Source organism: Streptomyces milbemycinicus (genome assembly GCF_002154605.1).
Classification (GTDB): Bacteria; Actinomycetota; Actinomycetes; order Streptomycetales; family Streptomycetaceae; genus Streptomyces; species Streptomyces milbemycinicus.
The window spans coordinates 1-26,408 of the sequence record NZ_MUNE01000346.1; the positions used below are offsets into that span (position 1 = coordinate 1).

Genomic DNA, 26,408 nt, shown 5'->3' on the forward strand with positions numbered 1-26,408 from the left:
CAGCGCGGCCTGCATCCGGACCGGGCCGAGGTCCGGATCGTCGACGGTGACGACGTCCTCGCGCTCGGCGTAGACCGGGTCGGTGACGATGTCCGCCGCGCTGAACACCCGGGAGGCCACCACCTCGGCGCGTTCGAAAGCCGCCAGGCACTCGTCCGCCGGGCGCGCCGCCACCCACGCCCGCAGCGCGTGATCCAGCCGCTCCCGCCCGGCGTGCTGCGCCTCCACGGTCGCGTACGCCTCCTCGTCCAGGCCCAGCAGCCGCACCACGTTGAGCACCGAGCGGGTGGTGGCCGAGGTGACCGTCAGCCAGTCGCCGTCACCGCTGCGGTAGGTGTTGATGACGGCGGCGGGCGCGACGGCCAGCTGGTTGCCGGCCCGCTCCGGGGCCGCGCCGAGCTGGTCGTACGCGATGATCTGCCACTCCACCAGCCGGAACAGCGGCTCGAAGAGGGCCAGGTCGATCCACTCGCCGTCGAAGTCCGGATCGGTGTCGCGGCGGTGCAGCGCCGCCAGGATCGCGAACGCGCCCATCAGCCCGGTGACCGCGTCCCCGTGCGAGAACCCGGTGTGCACGGGCGGTCCGTCCGGGAACCCGGTCAGATGCACCACCCCGCTGCGGGCCTCGCCCATCTTGCCGAACCCCGGGGCGTCGGCCCGCGAGGAGGTCGCGCCGAAACCGGAGATCTGCAGCAGGATCGCCTGGGGGTTGACCGCGTGCACGGCCTCCCAGTCAAGACCCCAGGCGCGCAGCCGCCCCGCGCGCAGGGTCACGATCACCACGTCGGCCCAGGCGATGAGGTCATGGGCGATCCGCCGCCCCTCCTCATGGTGCAGATCCAGGGTGACGGAGCGCTTGTTGCGGCCCGCGACCTTGAACCACAGCGGCACACCGTCGCGCCGGGGCCCCATGGCGCGGGCCGCGTCGCCCGCGCCCGGGGGCTCCACATGCACCACATCGGCCCCTTGGTCGGCGAGCATCGCCCCGGCGAGGGGGCCCGCCACGACATGGGCGAACTCCACCACCTTCAAGCCGGTCAGCTGCCCTTGTTGGCCCGGCCGGCCTTGCTGTCCCTGAGCGGCGCGGCTGTCGTTGTCCATACGGTCCATACGGGTCAGGCTGCGGGGTCGGCCATATGCGGGTCCAGCAATGAACGGGCATCAATTCATGCGGATCTCGCAATGGTTCCGGGCGGTCCTTTCACCGCGCCTCGCCGTCCTCCCAGAAGACCCCGTCGGGCAGCCCATGACCCGCGTCGCGGAACTCCTCCAACTGCTCCAGAAAGCGGCGCGCCCCCGGTGGCAGCGCCCGCCGCGCCGGAAGCACCACATGCAGCCGCCGCTCCACCACCGGCTCCACCAGCGGGCGCCGCACCAGCTTCCCCGGGGGCACCAGCGGATGCACCAGGGCCGGCATCGCGGACACCCCGAGCCCGGCCGCGACCAGCCCGCCCACCGTCGCCACGCTCGACGCCTCCGCCGCCGGGTCCGCCGACAGGCCCGCCTGGGCGAAGGCCGCGTCCGTCATCCGGCGCACGCTGGAGTCCGCGCCCACCGCCAGGAACGGTTCGCGGCCCAGATCCGCCCAGCTCACCTCGGGCTTCTCGGCGAGCGGATGGTGCTCGGGGAGTACGGCGTCGAACCGGTCGCGGACCAGCGGGCGCAGCCGTATCCCGGCCGTGCGCCGGGCCACGGTGGACACCGCGAAGTCCGCGTCGCCGTCCACGACCCGCTCGAGCACCGGGCGTTCAAGCCCGTCCAGCAGCCGTACGGTCACCTCCGGGCGCCGGGCGCGGAAGGCGGAGATCACCGGGGGCAGCAGCACGGCCGCCACCGAGGGGAGGGTCGACAGCGCCACCGTGCCGCGCTCACCGGAGACATAGCGCCCCAGCTGCGCCAGGCCCGCCCGGTGCGCGGACAGGATCTGGTCCGCGATGCGCAGCGCCTCGGCCCCGGCCGGGGTCAGCTGCACATTGCGGGTGTCGCGCTCCAGCAGCCGCATGCCGAGCGTGCGCTCCAGGTCCGCGACGGCGCGGCTCAACGAGGACTGGGACACATGCATATCGGCCGCCGCGGCGGTGAAGCTCGCGGCGCGGGCCACCGCGGCGTAGGCCGCGAGCTGGCGCAAAGTGACGTCCATCATGAAGCGGGAGAGTAGACGTGGGAGGCGCGCGGGGGAACTGTTGCGCTAAACGCATAGAGAGATCTGTGTTCGATGCTGGACGCGGATCTTTCGCCGCTCGGAAACTCATCGGCAACGCGTCCGAGGTAAGAGAAAGCGAGCGGGCCATGTTGGCAGCACTGGGCTTCTGCACGATCGGCGGCTTCCTGCTGCTCACCATGACCAAACGGGTCTCGGTCCTGGTCGCCCTGGTCCTCACCCCGGTGATCGCCGCGGTCATCGGCGGATACGGGGACGATCTCGGCCCGATGGCGCTGGACGGGCTGTCCAAGGTCGCCCCCACCGGGATCATGATCGCCTTCGCGGTGCTCTACTTCAGCCTGATGGTCGACGCGGGCCTGTTCGAACCGCTGATCCGCGGCATCCTGCGGATCGCCCGCCGAGATCCGCTGCGCATCACCGTCGGCACCGCCGCCCTGACGATCTGTGTGGCGCTCGACGGGGACGGTGCGTCGACCTTCCTCATCACCATCTCCGCCATGCTGCCCGTCTACCAGCGCCTGGGCATGAGCCGGCTGGTCCTCGCCGGGGTGGTCGCCCTCGGCGCGGGTGTGATGAACATGGTGCCGTGGGGCGGCCCCACCGCCCGGGCGGCCGCCGCGTTGAAGCTGGACACCTCGGATGTGATCACCCCGCTGCTGCCCGCCCTCGCCGCCGGTATCGCCTGGGTGCTGCTGGCCGCGTATCTGATCGGCCGCCGCGAACGCCGCCGGCTCGGGGAGCTCGACGCGCCGCCGGCCGAGACGGCGGTGGTCGGCGACGGCCCCGGCACGCCCCGGGTGGCCACGCGGGCCGGCACCGCGCTGACGGTCTTCAATCTGCTGCTCACCGTCACCCTGCTGATCTGCCTGGTGCTGGAGGTCATGCCGCTGCCCGTGCTGTTCGTCCTCGCCTTCGTGATCGCGCTGCTGGTCAACCACCCCGGCTGGGAGGAGCAGCAGGCCCTGCTGGAGAAACACGGCAACAGCGTGGTGCTGGTCACCACCATGATCTTCGCCGCGGGGGTGTTCACCGGCATCCTCACCGGCACCGGAATGATCGAGAAGATGGCCCAGGCGATGGTCGAGGTGATCCCCGACAGCCTCGGCGGCCATCTGCCGGTGCTGGTCGCCGTCACCAGCATGCCGCTGAGCCTCGTCTTCACCCCCGACGCCTACTACTTCGGCATCCTCCCGGTGCTGGCCGGCACCGCCGACTCCTTCGGCACCGACCCGGCCGAGGTCGCCCGCGCCGCCGTCCTCGGCCAGATGACCACCGGCTTCCCGCTCAGCCCGCTCACCGCCGCCACCTTCATCCTGCTCGGCATGAGCGGCGTACAGCTCGGCGAACACCAGCGGTTCATCTTCCGCTGGGCCTTCGGCACCACGCTCGTGATGACCGCCGCCGCCCTGCTGACCGGCGCCCTGCCGCTGTGACCTCATCCCCAGCCACCCTCCAGCCGGGAGAAACCGTGCCCAAGCCCCTGCGCCTACGCCGGTCAGCCGCGCTCGCCCCGCTGCTGGCCGCGGCGCTCACCGCCGCCCTCGCCCCGCCCGCCACGGCCGCGCCCGCCGCCCCTCGCGCCGGGCTTCCCTCCTACATCAGCGCGCTGAGCTCCGTACGGTACGACGGGGCCGACGACGACCTGCTCACCGCCGGGCTCGGCTTCTCCGGGCTGCGCGCCGCCGCACCGCCCGCCCCGGCCGACCCCGACCGGCCCACCGCCGCCGAGCTGCGCCGCCAGGCCATCTGGGCCTCCGCCGGGCTGTACGCCGGGTCGGGTGGCGGCCTCGGGCGGCTGTACGGGCCGAACGTGGACCGGGGCCGCCCGGTGCCCGGCGACGGCAAGGTCGCGGGCGTCGAGTACCGCGCCGTGGCGGGCAGCGGCTCACACAGCGTCAGCTTCGTCGTCCAGGTCCCGGACGACTTCGACAGGTCCCGCCCCTGCGTCGTCGCCGCGCCCGCCTCCGGCCTCGGCGGCGTGTACAACATGGTGGGCACCGCCGGGGCCTGGGGGCTGCACCGCCGCTGCGCGGTCGCCTACACCGACAAGGGCATGGGCCCGGCCTTCGACGATCTGCACTCCGGCACCGTCATGGCCTACGACGGCACGACCGGCCCCCGGGCGCAGACAGCGGACCGCGCCGCGTTCGACGCCGGGCTCAGCGACGCCGAACGGGCCCGGTTCGACGCCGAGCGCCCCTACCGCGTCGCGTACAAGATGGCGCACGCCAAGACCAACCCGCAGGCCACCTGGGGACGCGATGTGCTGCGCTCGGTGGAGCTGGCCCTCGCTCTCCTCGACCGCGACTGGCGCCGGGGCGCGCCCCGCGCCGGCTATACGCCCGCCACCACCACCGTCATCGCCACCGGGGTCTCCAACGGCGGCGGAGCGGCCGTCGCCGCCGGCGAGGACGACCACGGCGGGCTGATCGACGCGGTCGTCGCCTCCGAGCCGCAGATGAACCTCGCGCCGCTGAACGGGATACGGGTCACCCAGGGCGGGCGTGCGGTGCCGGCCGCCGGACTGCCGCTGATCCGGTACGGCTCCCTCGCCTCGCTGCTCCAGCCGTGCGCCGCGCTCACCGAGCCCACCGCGCCCGGCTACTCCTCCCTGGACACCGCGGCCGCCCACCGCCGCTGCGCCGCCCTCGTCGGCGACGACCCCCGGCTGATCTCCCGGCGCGACGCGAAGCGCGCGGGTCCTGACGGGCTGCCCCGGCTGGCCCAGGAGGCCCTGGTACGCGCCGGATACCAGCCGCAGTCCAGCTATCTGCAGCTCGCGCACTACGACCCGCAGACCCCCGCTTCGTACGCCATGAGCTTCGCCCGCGCCTCGGTCGCCGACTCCCTGTGCGGCTACGGCTGGGCCCGCACCGACGCCTCGGGCACCCCCGTCCCGTACCGCACCGCCGAACTGGCTGCCGCCTTCGGCACCAGCTCCGGCCGGGCGCCCGCGCCCGGGGTGCTGATCGACGAGAACTCACCGGGCGGGCCCGTCGCCGACGCCAAGTCCCAGGGCCCGGACGGCCGCCACGACTACAACCTGCGCGGGGAGAGCTGCGTCTACCGGCTGGCGTTCAACACCGCTCAGGAGCCGGAGTGGGCGGCGCGGCTCGCGGAGGGGCTGGACGCCACCCGGCGCACCGGCGATCTGCACGGCAAGCCCGCGCTGATCGTGCACGGCCGCGACGACACCCGGGTCCCCGTCAACCACAGCTCCAGGCCCTATCTGGGCCTCAACTCCCGCACCCAGCACGGCGCGGGCACCGTCGCCTACGTCGAGGTCACCAACGCCCACCACTTCGACTCCACGGCGCCCGGCTACGACAACCGCTATGTGCCGCTGGGCTACTACTACCAGCAGGCGCTGGATGTGATGTGGCAGCGCCTCACGCAGCGCGGACAGCTGCCGCCCAGCCAGGTCGTACGCACCGTCCCCCGCGGCGGCGAACCGGGCCACGCCCCGGATCTGACGCCCGCCAACGTGCCGGACATCGCGGACCGCCCGGCCGCCGGGGACCGCGTCAGGATCACGGACGGGACGGTACGGATCCCCGGCTGAACCGCCAGGCCGTGAGCCAGACCCTCACCGCCGGGCGGCCGTGGCCGGCCGCCGGGGTTCGATGACCGTGACCCCGGCGCCGGCCGCCGCCCCCATCGCCATCAGGGCCTCCGGCACCTCGTCGAGCCCGATGGTGTCGGTGACCAGCAGATCCGGCCGCAGCGTCCCGGCCTCGACCATCTCCATCATCGGCCCGTACGCGTGGGCCGCCATGCCGTGGCTGCCCAGCAGCCGCAGTTCGAGCGCGATGACCCGGTCCATCGGCAGCATCGGGCTCCCGGCGGCCGGCGGCAACAGGCCGACCTGCACATGGCGGCCGTGCCGCCGCAGGCTGTTGACGGACGCGGCGCAGGTCCGGGGGGAGCCCAGCGCGTCCAGCGAGACGTGGGCGCCGCCGCCGGTCGCGTCCGCGACGGCGTCCGCCACGGACCCCAGGGTCGAGGCCGCGTCCACGCACACCTCCGCCCCGAACCGCCGGGCGAGGGCCAGGGCGCGCGGCGAGATGTCCACCGCGACCACCCGTGCCCCCGCCGCGGACGCGATCATGACCGCGGACAGCCCCACCCCGCCGCATCCGTGCACCGCGACCCATTCGCCCGGGGCCACCCGGCCCTGCGCCACCACGGCGCGGAAGGCCGTCGCGAAGCGGCAGCCCAGACCGGCGGCCGTGGTGAAGGCCAGCTCGCCGCGGATGCCGACCAGGTTCACATCGGCGTTCTCGATCGCGACGTACTCCGCGAAGGAGCCCCAGTGGGTGAAGCCCGGCTGGGTCTGCCGCTCGCACACCTGCTGCGCACCGTCCGCGCAGGCGCCGCAGCGCCCGCACGCGCAGACGAACGGCACGGTGACGCGCTGCCCGGGGCGCCAGTTCAGGACCTCGGGCCCCACTTCCTCGACCACCCCGGCCAGCTCATGGCCGGGTACGTGCGGCAGCCGGATGCCGGGGTCGTGCCCCATCCAGCCGTGCCAGTCGCTGCGGCACAGCCCGGTCGCCTCGACGCGGATGACCGCGCCGCGTCGCGAGGGAGTCGGATCCTGGACGTTCCGGACCTCGGGCCGGTGCCCGAAGGCATCGAACACCACAGCGCGCATGGACCCGCTCCCTCGCTCAGCCGCACATGGTGGGGGGCCGTAGAACCTACACCACGTTCGACCCCGGGCGACCGGCCCCACCCACCGACGGCGGCTCCGCGCCCGGCCGGGTGCCCCAGGCGGACGGCTCGGTGCCCAGCCGGTGGGCGAGCGAACAGCCATGGGCGACCGAGGACCAGGGCAGCCAGGTCCGCGGCAGGTCCCGCCCGTTCAGCGACACATCGCGCACATAGCGCCGCTCATCGCTGGCACCGGGCGCGGTGACGGTCAGCGTGCCGCCCTGCCGGGTGCCGTAGCGGCCGATACGGACCACCGCCGACTCGAACTGCGGGCTGGAGACGGCCAGGAAGTCGCCGCCGCTCATGGTCGGGTAGAGCCCGAGCGAGGAGAAGACGTACCAGGCCGACATGGTGCCCAGATCGTCATTGCCCGTCATACCGTCCGGCCCGGTGGTGAACAGCGTCATCGCCGCCCGCACCACGGTCGCGGTCTTCGCGGGCGCGCCCGCCCACAGATACATGTACGGGGCGTGCAGGTCCGGCTCGTTGTTCGGGTTATAGGTCGGCTTGCCGTAGTAGTCGTACGGGGCCGAGATCCAGTCCCGGCGCGCGGTGCCCGCCGGGTCGGTGAGCAGCTTGTCGTAGGCGAAGAAGGAGTCCAGGCGCTGCTCGGTGGCGCGCCGCCCGCCCATCAGCCCGACCAGCCCGGCCGGGTCCTGGGGGACCAGCCACTGGTACTGATAGGCGCCGCCCTCGTGGAACTGGCGGCCCGCCTCCACCGGGTCGTACGGCGTGACCCAGGCGCCGTCGGCCGTGCGCGGCCGGAACTGCGCGATCGAGGCGTCCCACAGCTTCCGGTACCACTGGCCGCGCTCGGCGAACATTTTCGCGTCGGCGCGGTGCCCGAGGCCGCGCGCCATCAGCGCGAGCGACGCGTCGGCGGCGGAGTACTCCAAGGTCGCCGAGGCGGGGTGGACACAGTCGTTGTCGCCGCCCTTGTGGGCGCAGTCCTTGCCGAGTTCGAGCCCCGACGGGACATAGCCGAGCCTGCGGTAGTGGTCCACGCCGGAGCGCCCGTTGTAGGGGGAGTCGGCGGGCGGGGTGCTGGTCGCGTTCCGCTTCAGCAGTCCGTACGCCTCCTCCTCGTGCCCGGCCAGCAGGCCCTTGGACCACGCCTCGACCAGGAACGGGGTCACCGGATCCCCGGTCATGATGTTGGTCTCGCTCTCGGCCAGCGCCCACCTCGGCAGCCAGCCGCCGTCCCGGCCGATCCCGACGACCGACAGCGCCACATCGCGCGCGACCCGTGGCTGCAACAGCTCCAGGAGCTGGTTCTGCGGCCGGTAGGTGTCCCACAGCGAGAAGTTCTGGTACGGCGTGTAGTCGGTGGCGGTGTGTGTCCTGCCGTCGAAGCCGGTGTAGCGGCCGTCCACGTCGCCGGCCAGGTTCGGGTGCAGCTGGGCGTGGTAGAGCGCGGTGTAGAAGGCGCTGCGCCGCTCCGGGGTGCCGCCGCCGATCCGCACCGAGTCCAGCTGCCGCTCCCAGGTGTCGCGCAGCTTCGCCCGCGTGGCGTCGAAGTCGTAACCGTCGCCGGTCTCCGCCGCCAGGTTCTTCCGGGCGCCGTCCAGGCCGGTGTACGACAGGCCGACCTTGACCACGACGTCCCGGTCGGCGGTCGCGTCGAAGCCGGCCCAGGCGCCGTTGCCGCCCTCCCCGGCCGCCTCCCGGGAGCCGGGGGTGGCGGTGGTGCCGCGCCAGGTGCCGTACGAGGAGAAGGGCCGGTCGAAGGTGGCGGTGAAGTAGACGGTGTGCTCGTCCTTGCCCGCGCAGAAGTTTCCGGCCCGCACCCGCCCCTCGACGGTGCGGTCGCCGACCACGCGCACCTCGGAGTCGAACACCTTCTGGTTGGCCTTGCCGGTGTTGAACAGGACGTTGGCCGCGCCGGTGGCGGGGAAGGTGTAACGCTGCCAGCCGGTGCGCTCGGTGGCGGTCAGCTCGGCGTCGACGCCGTAGCGGGAGAGCCCCACCCGGTAGTAGCCCGGGGTGGCCTCCTCGTCGTCGTGCGAGTAGGCGGAGCGGTAGTGCTCCGGGTCCACATCGGTCACCGGGCCGGTGGTCGGCATGAGGGGCAGCTCGCCCGCCACACCGCAGCCGACGCCGGACAGATGCGTCTGGCTGAAGCCGTAGATGGTGTTCTGCGCGTAGTCGTAGCCGCCCTGCCCGCCGGTGTCCGGGCTGACCTGGACCATGCCGAACGGGGCGCCCGCGCCCGGGAAGGTGTTGCCGAAGTTCTGTGTGCCCACGAACGGGTTCACCAGCGCGGCGGGCTCAGCCGCCGGGGCCGCCGCCGCGCCGGGCGGCCCGAGCAGACCGCCGAGGAGGAGCGCGGCCGCTGTGAGCGGGGTGACCGCTCTCGCCGCGCGCTTACGTATCCGACCGAGCTTAGGTATCCGACCGACCAGTGGTCTCAAAGGGGACCTCCGTTGACAACGTTGTCCGGCCAAGGGTGCCCGGACCCTAGCACGGGCGCCGCGCCCGGGGGAGTACGGCGAACGAAGCCCCGTGCCAGGGCCGCGGGTCGGCTCAGCGGTTGTGCCGTTGACCCTCCGCCAGCTGGCGGGTCGTCCGGTCGGCCCCGGCGTTGCGCTGGGCCACCGCCGCAAGGCTCGGGAACAGCCCGCCGAGCGCGCTGCCCAGGCGCAGTTCGAGCGGTGCGATGTTCACCTCGGCGCGGTCCCGCTCGATGGCGCGCAGGGTCGCCACCGCCACCTGGCGTACGGAGACCGTACGGACACCGGGGGGCGTGGTGGCCCCGGAGTCCGCGAACATCCCGGTGTCGCGGACGAACCCCGGCTGCACCACCGAGACCCCCACCCCGGTGCCGTGCAGATCCTGGCGCAACCCGAGCGCGAAGCCGCGCAGCCCGAACTTGGTCGCGTTGTAGAGCGCCGCGCTGGGCGAGGCGGTACGGCCCGACAGCGAGCCGATCATCACGATGTGGCCGGAGCCGGACGCCACCATCCGCGGCGCCAGCGCCCTGGCCAGCTGGAGCGGGGCGCGCAGATTGACCTCCAGGGCGCGGTCGACCTCGTCGGGGGCGTAGCCGAGGACTTCGCCGCTGGAGGGCAGCGCCGCGTTCGCGATGAGGATGTCGGCCCCGGCGGCCTCGGCGATCAGGTCGTCCACCTGAGCCCGGTCGGCCAGATCGGCGACGATGGCCCGGGCGCCCAGCCGGTCGGCCAAGGGCTGCAGTACTTCCTCGCGGCGGCCGGTGAGCAGCAGCTTGGCCCCCCTGGCCGCGAGGGCGCGGGCCAGTGACTGCCCGATGCCTCCGGTCGCTCCGGTGAGCAGGACGGTCGCGCCGCCGATCCGCATGCGTGTCTCCTCCGCGTAGTGGCTTGTCCGGGTGTCCCGAGGAACGGTACTGCCCTGCGGGGCGCGGCTCATGTCAGCAAGCCGAAGGGGCACGCCGAGTCCCCCGTCACGACCGCTCGGGGTCCATGCCGCTCGCCCGCGCGATGGCCTCCACCTCCATCCGGTCGCGCTCCTGCTCGGCCCCGAAGTCCACCACCAGCCGCAGGCCGTGCGGCCCGAGCAGACTGGTCAGCTCCTCCAGCTCCCGGCCGAGGGCGGGGGTGAACCGATCCTGGTCGCGCGGGGAGAACTCCACATCGACGCTGCCGCCGTCGCTGCCGCCGTTGCGGCGGTGCACGATGGCGTCGTTGATACCGCGGAGGATGCGCAGCAGGAGGTCGTACGAATCGGGGTCCAGACGGTTCTGGAGCTCGGCCAGCCGGTGGGCGAACTGCTTGGCGCGCTCCAGGAAGTGCTCTTCGTCCATGACACCATCGTGACGAAAACCCGCGCCATACACGTCAGTTACAGATGATTTTACGGTCGACTCCAGGTATTGCCGGTGATTGTGCTGTCCAACCCGTACACTCGACGGGCGTTGCCCGCGGCCACCAGGGCCGCCACCCGCTCCGCGTCCGCCGCGCACCAGGCGCCGTCGCGGACCCAGCGGGCCAGAGTTGCGTCCAGGGCCTCCCGGAAGAGCAGCGCCCCGACCGCGTACAGCTCGGGCAGGCCGTAGGCGTCGGTGGAGAAGAGCACCTTGCCGAAGGGGGCCACCTCCAGCACCTCGGCCAGCACCGCCCCGGCCCGCGCCCCGGTGTGCGTCAGGGCCAGGCCCACATCGGCGTACACATGGGGGTGGACCGCGGCCAGATAGCCGGCGCCGCGGTGGTACGGATAGCCGTGCAGCAGGATCAGCGGGCAGCCGGTGGGGCGCACGGCGCGGATGAAGTCGGTCAGCAGCAGCGGGTCGCAGCGGTCGAGGCGCAGATCGGGGTCGCCGAACCCGGTGTGCAGCTGGAGTGGCAGGGCGGTGCGCACGGCGGACCACAGCAGATGGCGCAGCAGCACCGGATCGGCGAGCCGCGCCGCGACCGGGTCGCCGCCGGCGCGGGCGGCCAGCCAGCGGTCCGCCGCCGCGCGGAGCGCGGCCGGGGCGGGCGGTGTGGGCGCGAGGTCGAGACCGTAGCGGTAGGCGGCCACCGACTTGAACCCGGCGGCGGTGAGCGCGGCTCCCCGTACCGCGCCGTCGAGCGTGGCGAGGAAGGAGTCGGCGGTCCGTGAGGCGTCCGCGACCCGCTCGGCGAGGTGTTCCAGGCGTACGATCTCGCGCGCCGCGCCCCCGGCGGCCTCGGCCAGCTCCTGAGGGCCCATCAGGTCCCCGGGCAGCCCGGTATCCACCAGAAACTCGGTGATACCGGCGGCGCGCAGCAGCCGCCGGGTGACCTCCGCCGCGCCCAGCTCCCGCCGCCGGGCCAGATAGCGCTCGGGCGGACAGTGCGGCGGAAGGCCCAGCAGCGGCGGGCACCAGCGGCGCACCGCGAATCCGAGCTGGGTGTCGAAGTAGCTGGTGCCGGGCGCGGCGGGCGCGTCCGACTCGGTCAGATACGCCTCGAACGCCGCGGCGTCCGGCTCGCCGCGCAGCAGGCCGTGGCAGTGGTGGTCCACCAGTGGCGGCCGGGGCCGCGCCGGGCCGGGGCCGGACATGGCTCAGTACCTCCAGCGGGTGGCCGCGGCGATGTCCCGCGGGCTCGCCCCCTCGAACAGCTCGGCCTCGGCGCGGCGCACGGCGGCGATCGACTCGAAGAGCGGATCGCCCAGCGCCTCGCGGAGCGTGTCCGAGGCGTCGAAGTGTTCCAGGGCGGCGGGCAGCGAGGTCGGCAGCCGCTGCTCATGGCCCTCGTGCACCGGATCGCCGGCCACCGGAGGGGGCAGCGTCAGACCGGAGTCGAGCCCGGCGAGCCCGGCGGCGATGACCGCGCCCGTCAGCAGATACGGATTGGCCGCCTGGTCGACACACTTGACCTCGGCGTTGGCCCCGCTGGGGTCCTCCGGCGCCCCCGCCACGAAGCGCAGCGCGGCCTCGCGGTTCTCCAGCCCCCAGCACTGATACGCCCCGGCCCAGCGGGAGGGCTCCAGCCGCAGATAGCTGGCCGGCGAGGGGGCGCCGATGGCCAGCAGAGCGGGCAGCGCGCGCAGCACACCGGCCAGGAACGCCTCGCTGGTCGCCGTCATACCGCACGGCCCGTCCCCGTCGCGGCACAGATCGCGCTCGCCCTGCCACAGGCTCAGATGCAGATGGCCGCCATTGCCGACGGTGTCCGGGGTGACCACGGGCGCGAAGGACGGCGCCAGGCCGTGCTGTGCGCTCACGCCCCGGATGGTCTGGCGCACCAGCACGGCGAGATCGGCCGCGCCCACCGGGTCGGCGGGCGCCACGGACACCTCGAACTGCCCCTGGGCGTACTCGGGGTGAATCTGCAACACCTCGACCTGCTGGGCCTGGAGCGCGTCGAGCACATCCGCGAGATAGTCGGAGAGATCCACCAGGCGGCTCATCCCGTAGGCGGGCCCGGCGGTGGGGTAGCGCGGCTCCGGCTCCGTTGCGTCGGCGGTGGCGACGACCCACTCGGTCTCGAAACCCATGAGCACCCCGAGGCCGCGCTCCCGGGCCCGCTCGGCCATACGGTGCGCGAACCGCCTCTGGCATACCGGGTGTTCTTGCCCGCTCACGTCGTACCGGTCCGCCGGGGCCCAGGCCCAGCGGGGCTGGGCGGCCAGCGGGGTGAGCCGGTCGAGGTCGGGGAAGAGCCGCAGATCGCCGTCGGGGCCGCCGATGTGGCGGCTGGTGGTCATGGAGTCGTCCACGAGGAAGACGTCGAAGACGGGGGACATGCCGACGCCCCACTGCGCGGCGTGTTCGAGGCGCGCGGTGGGGACGGCCTTGACGCGGGTGAGGCCCGCGTTGTCCACCCAGGTCAGCGCGGTGCCGACGATCCCCTGGGCGGCCAGCTCCGCGGCCTCCTCGCGCGCCCGGGCCCGAGCCTGTGCGCGGTGTTGGGTGTCCACGGGCGGCTCCTGTCCGGGGTGCGCTCATCCGGTGTATTCGCGGGTCCTCCGATGTCTAACGCGCGGGGCTCACAAGCGTTACGATTGTTGACATGTCCCGAACAAATCCGGAAACCATACACCCGGGAGCCGACCAGTGATCAAACGCAGAGCCTTACTCGCCGGCACCCTGGGCCTCACCGGCGGCCTCGCGCTCGGAACCGCCGCGGAAGCGGCCCCCACCGACTGGTCCCGGGCCGTGGTGGACTCCACCATCGCCCGCAACCCCGACCCGAAGTCGCTCGGCGGCTGGGGCTACACGCGCGGGCTGTTCCTCTACGGCACCTACCGCGTGTACCAGCGGGTCAAGGAGCCGTCCTACCTCGCGTACATCAAGCGCTGGGTGGACTATTACGTGGACGCGGACGGCCACATCAACCACAGCTTCGACAACCTCGACGCCATGCAGTCCGGCAACCTGCTGCTGATCCTCCACAAGGAGACCGGCGACCCGCGCTACCGCACCGCCGCCGACCAGATCCGCACCCGCATCACGACCTATCCGCGCACCTCCGACGGCGGTATGTGGCACGCCACCGGCAAGACCAACGAGCTGTGGGCGGACGGCGTGTTCATGGCCCAGCCGTTCCTGCTGCGCTACGGCATCGCGTACGGGGACGAGTCCTACGCGTACGACGAGGTCACCCGTAATCTGGCCGTGTACTTCGACCACCTCAAGGCGTCGAACGGGCTGCTCTACCACGCGTACGACGCCGACGGCGACGCCCCTTGGTCGCCCAATCCCACCACCGGCACCTCCGCCTACCACTGGGCCCGGGCCATCGGCTGGACCGCGATGACCCTTATCGAGGTGCTGGAGGTGCTGCCCGCGAACCACCCCCGGCGGGCCGGACTCATCGCCGACGTCAAACACCTGGCCAAGGGGTTCGTCCGCTACCAGGACCGGAGCACCGGCCGCTGGTTCCAGGTGGTGGACAAGGGGGGTGAGGCGGACAACTGGACCGAGACCTCGGCCTCCAGCATGTACACCCTGATGCTGCACGCGGCGCTGGAGCGCAAATACATCGCCGGCGGCGACTATGTGTCCGCGGCACGCAGGGGCTATCAGGGCGTCCTGAAGAAGGTGAAGGTCAACGCGGACGGGCTGACCGACATCATCGACATCAGCGAGGGCACCAACGTCGGTGATCTGGACTACTACTTCGGCCGCAAGCGCAACACCAACGATCTCCATGGCCTGGGCGCCTTCCTGCTCATGAACGAGCAGCTCGCGTACTGACCACCCGCACGGTCGCGCTCCGCGGTGGACCGCGGAGCGCGACCTGAGCCGGCTTGTCCGGGCGCCGGTGGCGGAGGCTATTTCAGCTCCACCTGGAACACCTTGTCCGCGCCGTCCGGCTCCCCGCCGTTGTTGTCGGCGTTGGTCGTGGACAGCCACAGGGTGTTCTTGCCCGGGACGGTCTCGACGGTGCGCTGCCGCCCGTACTCACTGACGTAGTACGCCTTCGGGGTGCCCGCGGATGTGCCGTCGACCGGGATCCGCCACAGCCGCTCGCCCTTGAGTGCCGCCATGTAGAGGGCGCCGTCCGCGTAGGTGACACCGCTGGGTGACGCCTCGCCGGTCGACCACTGGCGCTTGGGGTTGGTCATGCCGGAGGTGGAGCAGCTGCCCTCGCAGGTCGGCCAGCCGTAGTTCTTGCCCGGCTCGATGAGGTTGAGCTCGTCGTACGTGCTGTTGCCGAGCTCGGCCTCCCACAGCCGCCCCGCCGAGTCCCAGGTGAGGCCCTGCGGGTTGCGGTGGCCGTAGGAGTAGACCAGGGTGCCGAACGGGTTGCCGGGGGCGGGTTTGCCGTCCGTGGTCATCCGCAGGATCTTGCCGTTGAGCGCGTTCTTGTCCTGGGCGAGATCGGACGTCTGGGCGTCCCCGGCGGTGGCGTACAGATAGCCGTCCGGGCCGAACTTGAGGCGTCCGCCGTTGTGGTACTTGTTCTTCTTGATGCCGCTGACCAGCGTGGTGTAGCCGCTCAGCGAGGAGCCGTCGAAGGTCATCCGGGCGATCCGGTTGCCCTCGGACGCGGTGTGCATGAGGTACACGTAGTGGTCGGTGTTCCAGTTCGGGGAGACCGCGATCCCCAGTAACCCGCCCTCGCCGCTGGTGGTCACGACGTTGGGCACCGTGCCGACCTGGGTCTTGGTGCCCGACTGGGTGAGCTTGAACACCTTGAACGAGTCCCGCTCGGTGATCAGCGCCGATCCGTCGGGGAGCCAGCTGAGCCCCCAGGGGATCGACCAGCCGGACGAGACGGTCTTGATACTGGACGGTGCCGAGTCGACTCTGTCGGACGAGGCGTTACCCGTGCCGGCCGTTCCGACCAGCAGCCCGGCGGCGAGTGCGGCGGCGGTGGCCGCCACCACGAGGTTCCGATGGCTCTTCATCGCGCGTCTCCTCCTACTGGAGCTTGTACGCCTTGAAGTTGCGGGTGAGCAGGTAGGCCGTCTGCAGGCCACTGCTGTTGAGACTGCGGTAGATGCCCCACTTGGGCCGCAGATAGTTCTTGCCGCGCCACATGTCGAGCCCGGTGCGCTTGTACTTGGCCACGGTCTTCCCGTCGGTGACGACCGACCAGTCGATGTATGCCCCGGAGTCGGACGCCTTCACCTCGACCGACACATCGCTCCACTTGCCCTGGATCGGCGACATATCGGCGGCCCCGGCCTCCGTCAGGTTCTCCGCGTCGTCCGAGGTGCGCATCTCGACCTTCGGGCCGCCGTCGTGCTGGTGCAGCGACATGGTGAACAGCGGGGCGGCGACGTCCCCCACCTTGATCTGCATGATGTGGGTGAAGCTGGTGGTCGCGTCCAGCGTGTCCGGTACATACATCTGGTACTGGATCCGCCAGGTCTCGTCCTTGAGGATCTTCACGGCGGCACCGTCCTGCCGCATGCCCCTGACCTCGTTGCGCTGGCGGTCGGTGCTGGTGTCCACATCCTTGGGGTAGTGGATGTCGGTACGGAACCCGCCGCCGCTCGGGTAGATATGGGTGACCCCGGGGTGCGAGTCGGCACGGTCGTCCTCGGAGCCCTCGAAGGAGTCGGCGACACTGGCCCCGGACGCGGGGCTCCACTTGAGGCTCCAGGAAGCCGTGGGTGCCTGCGGTGTGCGCTCCGCGCCGTGGGCGGCGACCGTGGGGAGGAGCAGCGCACCCGCCGTCGCCAGGGCTGCCGTGGTACGGGGCCCGGGCAGCCGTTTGGGCTTCATCAGTGATTCTCCTGTCTGACCTTTGGTCATATCCATGAACTGGCCGGATATGGAAAGGCCGCGGTGGGGGAGTGACGCATGAGGTGAATCGCTGTTGAGGGGGACTGTAAAGAAACGTTCCTATCCCGTCAACAGTTCAGTCATGACTGGGCAGTTCAGCCGCGCGAGACCCGGAACACCACCGTGCCGTGCGCGGGCACCGAGGCGCTGATCGAACCGGTCGTGGTGCTGGTCGCCTTGGACCACAGGTCCTTGAGCCCGTACGAGGACGAGCCGCCGAGGCCGATCGCGGTGGCCGTGGTGGAGATCGTCTTGGCGGACGAGTTCTCGTTGAGCAGGGCGACCGCCCGGTCGCCGTTGGCCAGTTGCTTGGTGTACACGACCTTGCCGCCGCTGGAGGACACGATGGTCGCCTGCTTGCCCAGGGTGTCCTGGTCCACCGCGATCAGGTCGGTGTTCTTCAGGATCGACTGGGTGGTGGCGGAGGCGTCGCGGATATCGCTGCCGATGAGCAGCGGCGCCGCCATCATCGCCCAGAGGCTGAAGTGGGTGCGGTACTCGGTGGCGGTCATCCCGCCGTTGCCGACCTCCAGCATGTCCGGGTCGTTCCAGTGGCCCGGGCCCGCGTACTGCGCGAGGTCGTCGTTGATATGCACCTTGTCGATCATGCTGGACCACTTGTCGCTGATGTCGCCGGTGGTCCGCCAAAGATTGCCGACCGGCTCGCCCCAGGTCCACACCTTGGGGCTGGTCTGGCCCCATTCGCAGATGCTGTACGCGATCTTCCGCCCGCTGGCCGCGAGCGCGTCGCGCATGGCCTTGTAGCGCTGCTGGGCGTCCACGCCCTGGTTATTGCAGTTGTCGTACTTGAGGTAGTCCACGCCCCAGGACGCGAACTGCTTGGCGTCCTGCTTCTCGTGGTTCAGCCCCCCGGGGAAGCCGGCGCTGTTGCAGGTCTTGGTGCCGGCGCTGGTGTAGATGCCGAACTTGAGCCCCTTGGAGTGCACATAGTCCGCCACGGCCTTGATGCCGTTCGGGAAGCGGGTGCGGTCGGGCACCAGATTGCCGTCCGAGTCCCGGCTGGTCTCCGCCCAGCAGTCGTCGATGTTGACGTACTCGTAGCCGACGTCCTTGAGGCCGAGCGAGACGAAGGCGTCGGCGACCCCCTTGACCATGGACTCGTTGAACGAGGAGTCGCAGTGCGTGGCGTTCCAGTTGTTGAAGCCCATGGGGGGCGTGCGGAGCAGGCCGTTGTCCAGCGCGGCGGCCTGACCGGCCCCGGCGGTGAGCGTGAAGGTGATGGCGGCTGCCGCGGTGGTGGCGGTGGCGGTGGCCACCGCGACCAATGAGCGGAGTCCGCCGGATCGTACGTTTCCTTGCATGATCATCTCCTTCGAACGCATCTGAGTATCCGTGTGTGATGCATCGCGGAAGGTAGGAGGTGTGGTCTGACGAGTCAAGGATTGGTACGGGCCAGAAGATGGGTAGAGGGTGCTCGGTGGCGCCCACTCGGCTAACTACCTGCGATTTCTCGTGGCTTGATATGTGATAATCCGTCAGGTCGAGGGATAGAGATCGGAGGATTTTTGCGTCCGCCCCATTGACCCGGGCCAAGCGGCTCGCAACTCTTCAACAGAACACCACCCCCGAACACCACCCCACGTCTCCCCTCGCCCGGTACCGACAGCCCGGGGAAGGAGCCCCATGAGCCGCAGACCGCGCGGACGTCTTCGCGCCTGGCTGGCCACCACACTGCTCGCCGTCGGCACCCTCCTCTTCGCAGGCCCCGCCCCCGCGCGGGCCGAAGTCGTACATGCGCGGCAGCAGTGGCTGCGCGACTCCCAGGCCGGACTCTTCCTGCACTGGGGCATGCGCACCTCACCGGGCTACACCAGCTGCTCCGCCTGGGAGAAGGCCGTGACCGACGGCGGCTGGGACGCCGACTACTGGGTCGGCGAGGCCGAAAAGCTGCATGCGAAATACCTGGTGCTGGCCTCCTTCCACAGCCGTCTGGGGTACTCCCGCGCCTGGCCGTCCGACATCCCCGGCAGCTGCTCCACCAAACGCGACTTCCTGGGCGAGCTGATCAGCGCCGCCGATGCCCGGGGGCTCAAGGTCCTGCTCTATATGACCGACGATCCGCAGTGGCATGACGAGGGCGGCCATGAATGGCTGGACTCGGCCGCGTACTCCGACTACAAGGGCCGCGATGTCGACCTGACCACACGCGACGGGTTCGGTGAGTTCTCGTACGACAACTTCGTCGAGGTCATGCGGAACTACCCCAAGCTGTCCGGCTTCTGGATCGACAACGACAACGACTACTGGATCGACCACGGCCTCTACGAGAAGGTCCGCGCGGACCGCCCCGGCTGGCTGCTGAGCAACAACAACGAAGACACGCCGATCATGGACACGGTCAGCAATGAGCAGAAGACCGGCATGTCCCCGGCCTATGACTACCCGCAGGCGGTCTGGAGCCCCCAGCCCCGGCTGACCGAGGCCTGTTTCAAGCTGCCCAGCAGCGGCGCCTGGTGGTACAGCGGCACCGACTCGGCGGTGGACCAGGCGCTCACCCTCCGCCGGCTGATCGCCAACTCCGGCTCCTCCGTCAAATCGCTCATGGCCGAGACCGCTCAGGTGAACGGCCGGTTCCCGAGCAAACAGGAGGCGTTCAACAACGTCGCCAAGACCTATCTGGATGCCATCTGGGGCTCGCTCAACGGTACCGAGGGCGGCGGCTACAGCTACGGCGGCCTGGCGCCCGGGGCCTGGAACGACGGGGCCCACGGCGTGACCACGGTCTCCAAGGCCGATCCGGATCTGCACTTCGTACACGTTCTGACCAAGCCTTCCGGCTCCACCCTGACCGTGCGCGACAACGGCTACCGGGCCCAGCGGATCACCGACTTCCGCACCGGTAAGCAGCTGAGCTTCAGCCAGGGCAACGGCAAGATCACCATCACCGGGATCGCCGACTGGGACCCGTACGACACGGTCCTCAAGGTCGAGACCGACGGTCGGCAGGGCCTGATCCCCGCCAACTCCATGACCGCGAGCGCAAGCTCCTCGGCGAGCGGACACCCGGCGTCCGCCGTCCTCGACGCCGATCCGCAGGGCTACTGGGACAACAACACCAAGCTCCCCGTCTCGCTCACCTTCGATCTGCGGTCCGCCAAGAGCATTCAGTACCTGGCCATCAACCAGCGGGAATGGTCGGTCAGTTACGCCCGCTCGGACACCGAACAGTCCGCCCGCATCCGCGACTACCAGATCCAGGTCTCCAGCGACGGCACCGACTGGGGGAGCGCCGTCAAAACCGGCACCCTCCCCAGCGCCCGCGGCGTGCAGTTCATCGACATCCCCGCCACCACCAAGCGCTATGTCCGGCTCACCGTCAACAGCACCTGGGCCGCCGCCACCGACACCAAGCGCTACAAAAAGCTGCTCATCGACGAGGTGCGGATCGGCTCCGGCTACGCGGGGAAGAGCTCATAAGACCCCTGAACCCCCTCGCCCCCTCACATCACCCGGCACCCCTTCACCCTCCGTGCGGATCCGCGGGAAACCGTCCCGTGGATCACCCCCCAACACACAGGAAGGCAGGACGGATATGAACGAGACCGTGCAGCGCAACGAACCTCAGTCGAGGCGGACGGCGGAGCAGGCCCGCCCCCGCATCGAGGAGACGGCCTGGCAGACCCCCGACTACGTGGTCGTGGACACCGCGTTGGAGGTCACCGCCTACTCGCTGACCACCCGCTGACGGCGCCGCCATGCTGCTGCGCGTGCTCGGCACCGCGGCGGGCGGCGGACTGCCTCAGTGGAACTGCGCGTGCCCCGGTTGTTCCGGGGCACGCGCCCACCCCGGCCGGCGCCGCCGCCATGCCTCCCTCGCCGTACGGGCCACCGAAGGCCACTGGTATCTGGTCAACGCCACCCCCGACCTCGGCGACCAGATCGAGGACTGCCCGGAACTGCACCCCGGGCCGCGGCCCCGCCAGACCCCGCTGGCCGGAGTGGTCCTCACCGACGCGGAACTCGACCACACCCTCGGCATCGCCCGGCTCCGCGAGGCGGCCGGCGGCGTCGACGTACTCGCCACCGCGCCCGTACGCCGCGCCCTGCTCGACGGCCTCCACCTCGGCGATGTCCTGGGCCCGTACACCACCCTGCGGTGGCGTGGCCTCGACGCCGAGCCGATGCCCCTGGCCGAGGGCTCGCCGCTGACCGTCAGCGCCGTACCGGTCTCCGCCAAACGCCCGCGCTACGCGGCCGGTATGGATGCCGACGCGGCGCTGGACGCCGCGTGGGTGGTGGCGCTGCGCCTGACCGACCGGGAGACCGGCGGCTCCCTGCTCTACGCCCCCGCCCTCGCCGCCTGGCCGGACGCCTTCCAGCGGGCGGCGGCCGAGGCGGACTGCGTCATCGTCGACGGCACGTTCTGGGACGACGAGGAGCCCCGGCGCTCCGGGTTCTCCACCCGCACCGCCACCGGTATGGGACATCTGCCCATCGACGGCCCCGGCGGCACCGCCAAGCGGCTCGCCGAACTTCCGGGCCGCTGCCTCTACACCCATCTGAACAACACCAACCCCCTCGCCGACCCGGCGGCGCCCCAGTACGAGGCGCTGGCCGGGCTCGGTCTCGAGGTGGCCGCCGACGGGATGGTGATCGAACTGTGAGTGCTGTGAGTGATGTCAGGGAGTTCGAGGAGCGACTGCGGACCGTGGCGCGCGAGCGCTATCACGACCGCCACCCCTTCAACATCCGGATGCACCAAGGTGAGTTGACCCCCGACGAGCTGCGCCGGTGGATCGCCAACCGCTTCCACTACCAGCGCCATATCCCCGTCAAGGACGCCCTGATCACCGCCAAGCTGGAGACCTCGGCGCTGCGCCGGATGTGGCTGCGGCGCATTCAGGACCACGACGGCGCGGCCGAGGGCGAGGGCGGGATCGAGCGGTGGCTCAGGCTCGGCGAGGCCGCGGGCCTCGACCGCTCTCTGCTGCTGTCCGGCCGGAGCGTGCTGCCGGGGGTGCGGCTCGCCGTGGACGGCTACGTCAACTTCTGCCGGCTGCGGTCCCCGCTGGAGGCGGTCGCCGCCTCGCTCACCGAGCTGTCGGCCCCGGACATCATGCGCACCCGTATCGACGCCTTCGAGCGCCACTACCGGTGGATCGACGGCGACGGGCTCGCGTACTTCCGCACCCGCGAGACCCAGGGGCGCCAGGACAGCCGGGAGGCCCTGGACCTGGTGCTGTCCTGGGCGCGCAGTGAGGACGACCGGGAGCGGGCCGTGGCGGCGCTCGCCTTCAAATGCGATGTGCTCTGGTCGCTGCTGGACGCGGTCGACCACGCAGACCCCAAAGAGGGGCACGCAGACCCCAAGGAGGGGCACGCCGACCCCGAGGAGGGGCCGTGACCGCCGACACGGCCAAGGAAGCCGACACCACCCCGGCCGCCACGCCCCCGTGGCGGCCCGCCCTCGCGCCCGCGGTCCACTTCCGCCATGACCGGGTGCGCGACGCGGACCTGCTGGTGCTGCCCGAGCGGGTCGTGGTGCTGCGCGGCACCGCGGGCGAGATCCTGCGGCTGTGCGACGGCATCCGTGACGTCGACGCGATCGTCGCGGACCTGGCCGGGCGCTTCCCCGGCGCCCCCGTGGCCACCGAGGTCCCCGCCTTCCTCGGCCGACTGCGGCGGGAGGGCTGGCTGCGATGACCGGTGCGCCGCCCCCCTGGGCCATGCTGGCCGAGCTCACCCACGGCTGCCCGCTGCACTGCCCGTACTGCTCCAACCCGCTGGAGCTGGTCCGCCGCTCCCGGGAGCTGACCGGCGAGGAGTGGGCGGAGGTGCTGCGGCAGGCCGGGGAGCTGGGCGTGGTGCACACCCACCTCTCGGGCGGGGAGCCGCTGCTGCGCACCGACCTGGAGACGATCACCGCGGCCGCCGAGTCCGCCGGGATCTACACCCAGCTGGTCACCAGCGGCGTCGGGCTGACCAAGGCGCGGCTGGCGGCGCTGGTGGACGCCGGGCTGCGCGGTGTACAGCTGTCCGTCCAGCACTCCGACCCGGGCGCCTCCGACCGTATCGCCGGGCGCCGGTCCTTCACCGCCAAGGAGCGGGCCGCCGCCCTGGTCAGGGACGCGGGGCTGCCGCTGGGCCTCAACATCGTGCTGCACCGCGACAACCTCGACGCCCTCGACGACCTGGTGGAGCTCGGCGCGTCCTGGGGCGCCCAGCGGATCGAGCTGGCCAACACCCAGTTCTACGGCTGGGCCCTGCGCAACCGCACCGCGCTGCTGCCCACCCGCGAGCAGCTGGCGCGGGCCCGCGACGCGGTCGAGCGGTGGCGGGAGCGGCTGGACGGCTCGATGGACCTGGTGTGGGTGGTCCCCGACTACTTCGACGGGGTCGCCAAGCCGTGTATGGGCGGCTGGGGCGCGGTCTCGCTCACCGTGGCGCCCGACGGCACCGCGCTGCCCTGCCCGGCGGCGGCCACGATCCCCGGCCTGGACCCGCCGAACGTACGCGACCACCGGCTGGACTGGATCTGGAACCACTCCGGGGCCTTCAACCACTACCGCGGCGAGACCTGGATGAAGGACCCCTGCCGCAGCTGTGCGCACCGCGCCGAGGACTTCGGCGGCTGCCGCTGCCAGGCGTACGCGCTGACCGGCGACGCCGCCGCCGCGGACCCGGCCTGCGGGCTCTCCCCGCACCACGGCCTGATCCGCGCGCTCGCCGGGGCCCCCGGACCCGGGCCGGACGACACCGCCGCGGCGGGACCGGGCTACGTCTACCGCAAACCCGGGCGGGGGTGAGTCCGCCCCGGGTTTGGCGCTGCCGCCCCCGCTTCCGTAAAGTTTCGCCGTTACCCACCCCACCACCACCTAGGGCACCGCCCTGGAGCGGGCTCAGCAGAAAGTGGCAGCGGCGAATGACGGTGACTGAAGACGGCCGGGCCGAGCAGACGGGCATCGACCCGGAGCGTCTGGCGACCTGCCTGAGCGTGCTCGAAGAGCTCGACCGGCTGCCGGTCGACCACCCAGACGCCATCGCGGTGCGGCGCGCCACCTCCGGCGTCTACCGGACGGTCAAGCAGCGCAGGCGCCAGGAGCGCCGGGCCGCGAAGACGGCGCACGACAAGACGGTCACCGAGGCCACGGCCACCGGCGCCGCCGACCGCATCGACGACGAGACGCTGGGCCTGGCCCTGACCAGCTCGGTGACCACCCCGATCGCGGGCATCCTGCAGCGGCCACGGTCCTGCTACACCTGCAAGACCCGCTATGTCGAGGTCGACGCCTTCTACCACCAGCTCTGCCAGAGCTGCGCCGCCGAGAACCGGGCCCGCCGTGACGCGCGCACCGATCTCACCGGGCGCCGGGCGCTGCTCACCGGCGGCCGGGCGAAGATCGGCATGTATATCGCGCTGCGGCTGCTGCGCGACGGTGCGCACACCACCATCACCACGCGCTTCCCGAACGACGCGATCCGCCGCTTCAAGGCCATGCCGGACAGCGGGGAGTGGCTGCACCGGCTGAAGATCGTCGGCATCGATCTACGGGACCCGGCCCAGGTGGTCGCGCTCGCCGACTCGGTGAGCGCGGCGGGCCCGCTGGACATCCTGATCAACAACGCCGCGCAGACGGTGCGCCGTACGCCCGCCGCGTACGCGGAGCTCATAGCGGGCGAATCGGCCGCGCTGCCCGCCGGTGAGCTGCCGGATTCCGCCGTTCTGGGGGCGTTCGGCAGTGGCGCGCAGGCGGCCCTGCCGGGGCCGGCGGCCGCGCGGGACGGCGCGCTGAGCGCACAGGACCTCACCGCCCTCGCCCTGACCAGCGGCTCCGCCTCGCCCGCGCGGATCGAGGCGGGGACCGCGATCGACGCGGGCGGTCTTGTGCCCGACCTCGACGACACCAACACCTGGATCCAGCGGGTGCACGAAGTGGACCCCGTCGAACTGCTCGAAGTGCAGCTGTGCAATGAGACGGCGCCGTTCATCCTGGTCAGCCGGTTGCGCCCGGCGATGGCGGCCTCGCCCGCGCGGCGCAAGTACGTGGTGAACGTATCCGCGATGGAGGGCAAGTTCAGCCGCGGCTACAAGGGCGCGGGCCATCCGCACACCAATATGGCCAAGGCCGCCCTGAACATGCTGACCCGTACCAGCGCGCGCGAGATGTTCGAGGCCGACGGCATCCTGATGACCAGCGTCGACACCGGCTGGATCACCGACGAGCGCCCGCACCCCGACAAGATGCGGCTGGCGGCCGAGGGCTTCCACGCCCCGCTCGACCTCGTCGACGGCGCGGCCCGCGTCTACGACCCGATCGTGCGGGGCGAGGGCGGCGAGGATCTGTTCGGCTGCTTCCTGAAGGACTACGCCCCCACGGACTGGTAGGCGGTCAGTCGGCGCCCTCGACGATGCGGAAGTCCCGGTCCGCGCCATCGCCCAGCACGGTCAGCGCTTTCTGGTAGTCCTCGCTGTCATGCGTGGCGACGGCCAGCTCGAAGCTGTCGAACTCGATGACGACCGTTCGCTCCGCCACCCCGGCCTCGTGCGCGACGACCTGTCCTCCGAGGGTGAGAAACCGTCCCTTGGCCTTCTCGACGACCGGGACGGCCAGCTTCACATAGGCGGCCGACTTCGCGGGATCGGAGATCGATCGGTAAGCGACGACCCAGTAGCCCTTGGACATGAGCGGACTCCTTCGGCTCGGCGGGAGGGGTCGGCCAAGAGGTCGCACGGGAGTGGTCACGCGGGCTGCAGGGCGCCCCGGACCTTCACAATTTACCGCTGCCCCGGACGCTCGGCGCGTCCGGAGACCGGCGCCACGTACACCCTGAGGCCCGTGCCGGGCAGGGTGTGCCGGGTCCAGCCGCGGGCGCGCAGCGACGGCAGACCGTGTCCGGGGGCGTGGCCGAACACCGCGGTCGGCTCATGGGCGGCCCGGCGCAGCAGCGCGGACGCCGTGGTCGAGGTGTTGTTCCCGCTCACCTGGGCGGAGGCGCAGCCCGCCGCGTAGCCGATCGGCAGCGCGCGCGGGCCGGCCACCAGACACGGCGGCCGCAGCCCCAGCGCCCGCAGCCCGGCGGCCGCCCGCTGGTACCGCTCGGCGGTGGCGGCGGCCTGGCGCGTGGTGTCCGTGAGGACGGCGTACTGGCTCCCCAGCTGCAGCGCCAGCACCAGCCCGAGGGCGGCGACCGGCACCGGCGAGCGCGCGGCCCGTGGCGCGCGCGCCGCGAGGGCGGCCAGGGGCAGGGCGAGCAGTGCGTAGGCGGGCAGCAGGAAGCGGGGCGCCGAATAGTCGATGAGCAGCAGATACGGCACGGCCATCGAGGCGGCGCACACCACCGGCAGCACGGTCGCGGACAGCGCCCGGCCGCGCCCGGCGCGGTGGTCCCGTACGGCCACGGCGACCGCGGCGGCCGCCAGCAGCGGCAGGGCGAGCCACCACAGCGTCAGCTCCGGATGGCGCAGCGGCACCTGGCACGGGCGGCACAGCAGCGGGCCGTTGAGGCTGCGCAGCGTGGTGCCCACGTTGAGCTGCGGCACCATCCCGCCCTCCGTGGCGCTGGAGGCCCGCAGCCGCGCCCCGACGCCGCCGAACCGCGCGTACGCCTCGGCCACCCAGGGCGCCGCGCCCAGCGCGAGCCCGCCCAGCAGCGCGGGCAGCGCCGGCCGCCACCGGCGTACGCACACCGCGGCCGCCAGCAGCGGCAGCCCGAGCCAGCCGCCGTCCGGCATCCGCAGCAGCGTGATCCCGGCCACGGCGGCGGCAAGCCACCAGCGGGCGCGCGGCTCCGCCGGGGCCCGTAGAAACCAGCCGACGGCGGCCACCGCGCCGAGCGCCACCCACAGGTTCGGCATCACCTGCGATCCGCTGATCTGGGTGATCCACA

22 protein-coding genes and 1 pseudogene are annotated in these 26,408 nt (G+C 71.8%); 10 read left to right on the forward strand and 13 right to left on the reverse strand.

Features of this window, described 5'->3' with window-relative positions; translation table 11 throughout:
- Together CCN51_RS26990 and CCN51_RS26995 are read right to left on the reverse strand one after the other, a co-directional pair.
- Positions 1 to 1,110 (reverse strand): CaiB/BaiF CoA transferase family protein (locus tag CCN51_RS26990; RefSeq protein ID WP_211303256.1); only part of this gene is annotated, 1,110 nt, incomplete at its 3' end.
- A gap of 91 nt (positions 1,111 to 1,201) precedes the next feature.
- Positions 1,202 to 2,140 (reverse strand): LysR family transcriptional regulator, encoded by a 939-nt coding sequence (locus CCN51_RS26995; protein WP_043489464.1) that lies wholly within the window; start codon positions 2,138 to 2,140, stop codon positions 1,202 to 1,204.
- A 149-nt stretch (positions 2,141 to 2,289) separates the two neighbouring features.
- Here CCN51_RS26995 and CCN51_RS27000 point away from each other — a divergent pair, with 149 nt between their 5' ends.
- Both CCN51_RS27000 and CCN51_RS27005 read left to right on the forward strand, forming a co-directional pair.
- Positions 2,290 to 3,597 carry a CitMHS family transporter gene (locus CCN51_RS27000; RefSeq protein ID WP_014174709.1) on the forward strand — a complete coding sequence of 436 codons (1,308 nt, stop codon included), beginning with the start codon at positions 2,290 to 2,292 and terminating at the stop codon, positions 3,595 to 3,597.
- 35 nt (positions 3,598 to 3,632) lie between these two features.
- Positions 3,633 to 5,726: a 3-hydroxybutyrate oligomer hydrolase family protein gene (locus tag CCN51_RS27005; protein WP_014174708.1), complete on the forward strand. Its 2,094-nt coding sequence runs from the start codon at positions 3,633 to 3,635 to the stop codon at positions 5,724 to 5,726.
- Between the two features lie 24 nt (positions 5,727 to 5,750).
- On the opposite strand, the gene CCN51_RS27010 is transcribed toward CCN51_RS27005, so the two are convergent.
- From CCN51_RS27010 to CCN51_RS27035, 6 genes are all read right to left on the reverse strand, one after another.
- The gene (locus CCN51_RS27010) at positions 5,751 to 6,818 is read right to left on the reverse strand and encodes a zinc-dependent alcohol dehydrogenase family protein (RefSeq protein WP_014174707.1); all 1,068 of its coding nucleotides are present in this window, start codon (positions 6,816 to 6,818) and stop codon (positions 5,751 to 5,753) included.
- A 46-nt stretch (positions 6,819 to 6,864) separates the two neighbouring features.
- A complete protein-coding gene (locus tag CCN51_RS27015) occupies positions 6,865 to 9,135 on the reverse strand; it encodes a GH92 family glycosyl hydrolase (protein ID WP_405385158.1) in 2,271 nt (756 codons plus the stop codon).
- Between the two features lie 265 nt (positions 9,136 to 9,400).
- Positions 9,401 to 10,192, reverse strand: coding sequence for an SDR family NAD(P)-dependent oxidoreductase (locus tag CCN51_RS27020; RefSeq protein WP_014174705.1), 792 nt, complete (start codon positions 10,190 to 10,192; stop codon positions 9,401 to 9,403).
- A 106-nt stretch (positions 10,193 to 10,298) separates the two neighbouring features.
- A complete protein-coding gene (locus CCN51_RS27025; RefSeq protein ID WP_014174704.1) occupies positions 10,299 to 10,658 on the reverse strand; it encodes a hypothetical protein in 360 nt (119 codons plus the stop codon).
- A 50-nt stretch (positions 10,659 to 10,708) separates the two neighbouring features.
- The gene (locus CCN51_RS27030; protein WP_014174703.1) at positions 10,709 to 11,878 is read right to left on the reverse strand and encodes an amidohydrolase family protein; all 1,170 of its coding nucleotides are present in this window, start codon (positions 11,876 to 11,878) and stop codon (positions 10,709 to 10,711) included.
- Positions 11,879 to 11,881: 3 nt separating this feature from the next.
- Entirely contained in the window at positions 11,882 to 13,240 is a 1,359-nt protein-coding gene (locus CCN51_RS27035; protein ID WP_014174702.1) for a type I glutamate--ammonia ligase, read from the reverse strand.
- Between the two features lie 136 nt (positions 13,241 to 13,376).
- Here CCN51_RS27035 and CCN51_RS27040 point away from each other — a divergent pair, with 136 nt between their 5' ends.
- Entirely contained in the window at positions 13,377 to 14,519 is a 1,143-nt protein-coding gene (locus CCN51_RS27040) for a glycoside hydrolase family 88/105 protein (RefSeq protein ID WP_014174701.1), read from the forward strand.
- 77 nt (positions 14,520 to 14,596) lie between these two features.
- Here the strand turns inward: CCN51_RS27040 and CCN51_RS27045 are convergent, their stop codons facing one another.
- The 3 genes and pseudogenes from CCN51_RS27045 to CCN51_RS27055 form a co-directional block, all read right to left on the reverse strand.
- Positions 14,597 to 15,676 carry a PQQ-dependent sugar dehydrogenase gene (locus CCN51_RS27045; RefSeq protein ID WP_014174700.1) on the reverse strand — a complete coding sequence of 360 codons (1,080 nt, stop codon included), beginning with the start codon at positions 15,674 to 15,676 and terminating at the stop codon, positions 14,597 to 14,599.
- Between the two features lie 13 nt (positions 15,677 to 15,689).
- A complete protein-coding gene (locus CCN51_RS27050) occupies positions 15,690 to 16,499 on the reverse strand; it encodes a heparin lyase I family protein (RefSeq protein WP_014174699.1) in 810 nt (269 codons plus the stop codon).
- Positions 16,500 to 16,663: 164 nt separating this feature from the next.
- Positions 16,664 to 17,887: pseudogene (locus CCN51_RS27055) on the reverse strand (glycoside hydrolase family 27 protein); the annotation flags it as partial.
- A gap of 316 nt (positions 17,888 to 18,203) precedes the next feature.
- Between CCN51_RS27055 and CCN51_RS27060 the strand changes: the two are divergent.
- The 7 genes from CCN51_RS27060 to CCN51_RS27090 all read left to right on the forward strand — a co-directional run bounded on the left by CCN51_RS27060 (position 18,204) and on the right by CCN51_RS27090 (position 24,906).
- Complete coding sequence (locus CCN51_RS27060; RefSeq protein WP_014174697.1) at positions 18,204 to 19,997, forward strand: discoidin domain-containing protein; 1,794 nt, start codon at positions 18,204 to 18,206, stop codon at positions 19,995 to 19,997.
- Positions 19,998 to 20,112: 115 nt separating this feature from the next.
- The gene (gene pqqA / locus CCN51_RS27065; protein ID WP_014174696.1) at positions 20,113 to 20,265 is read left to right on the forward strand and encodes a pyrroloquinoline quinone precursor peptide PqqA; all 153 of its coding nucleotides are present in this window, start codon (positions 20,113 to 20,115) and stop codon (positions 20,263 to 20,265) included.
- A gap of 10 nt (positions 20,266 to 20,275) precedes the next feature.
- Entirely contained in the window at positions 20,276 to 21,184 is a 909-nt protein-coding gene (gene pqqB / locus CCN51_RS27070) for a pyrroloquinoline quinone biosynthesis protein PqqB (RefSeq protein WP_014174695.1), read from the forward strand.
- 5 nt (positions 21,185 to 21,189) lie between these two features.
- Positions 21,190 to 21,924, forward strand: a complete 735-nt coding sequence (gene pqqC, locus CCN51_RS27075; protein WP_014174694.1) for a pyrroloquinoline-quinone synthase PqqC — start codon at positions 21,190 to 21,192, stop codon at positions 21,922 to 21,924.
- Entirely contained in the window at positions 21,921 to 22,223 is a 303-nt protein-coding gene (gene pqqD, locus CCN51_RS27080) for a pyrroloquinoline quinone biosynthesis peptide chaperone PqqD (protein WP_086860172.1), read from the forward strand. Before pqqC ends, pqqD begins: the two co-directional genes overlap by 4 nt.
- Positions 22,220 to 23,326: a pyrroloquinoline quinone biosynthesis protein PqqE gene (gene pqqE, locus CCN51_RS27085; protein ID WP_014174692.1), complete on the forward strand. Its 1,107-nt coding sequence runs from the start codon at positions 22,220 to 22,222 to the stop codon at positions 23,324 to 23,326. The genes pqqD and pqqE overlap by 4 nt, the downstream gene beginning before the upstream one ends.
- A gap of 116 nt (positions 23,327 to 23,442) precedes the next feature.
- Positions 23,443 to 24,906, forward strand: coding sequence for an SDR family NAD(P)-dependent oxidoreductase (locus CCN51_RS27090; RefSeq protein WP_014174691.1), 1,464 nt, complete (start codon positions 23,443 to 23,445; stop codon positions 24,904 to 24,906).
- A 4-nt stretch (positions 24,907 to 24,910) separates the two neighbouring features.
- Here CCN51_RS27090 and CCN51_RS27095 read toward each other — a convergent pair whose 3' ends face one another.
- Positions 24,911 to 25,204 carry a DUF1330 domain-containing protein gene (locus CCN51_RS27095; protein ID WP_014174690.1) on the reverse strand — a complete coding sequence of 98 codons (294 nt, stop codon included), beginning with the start codon at positions 25,202 to 25,204 and terminating at the stop codon, positions 24,911 to 24,913.
- A 92-nt stretch (positions 25,205 to 25,296) separates the two neighbouring features.
- The coding region (locus CCN51_RS27100) for a hypothetical protein (RefSeq protein ID WP_086860174.1) at positions 25,297 to 26,408 on the reverse strand (1,112 nt) is incomplete at its 5' end.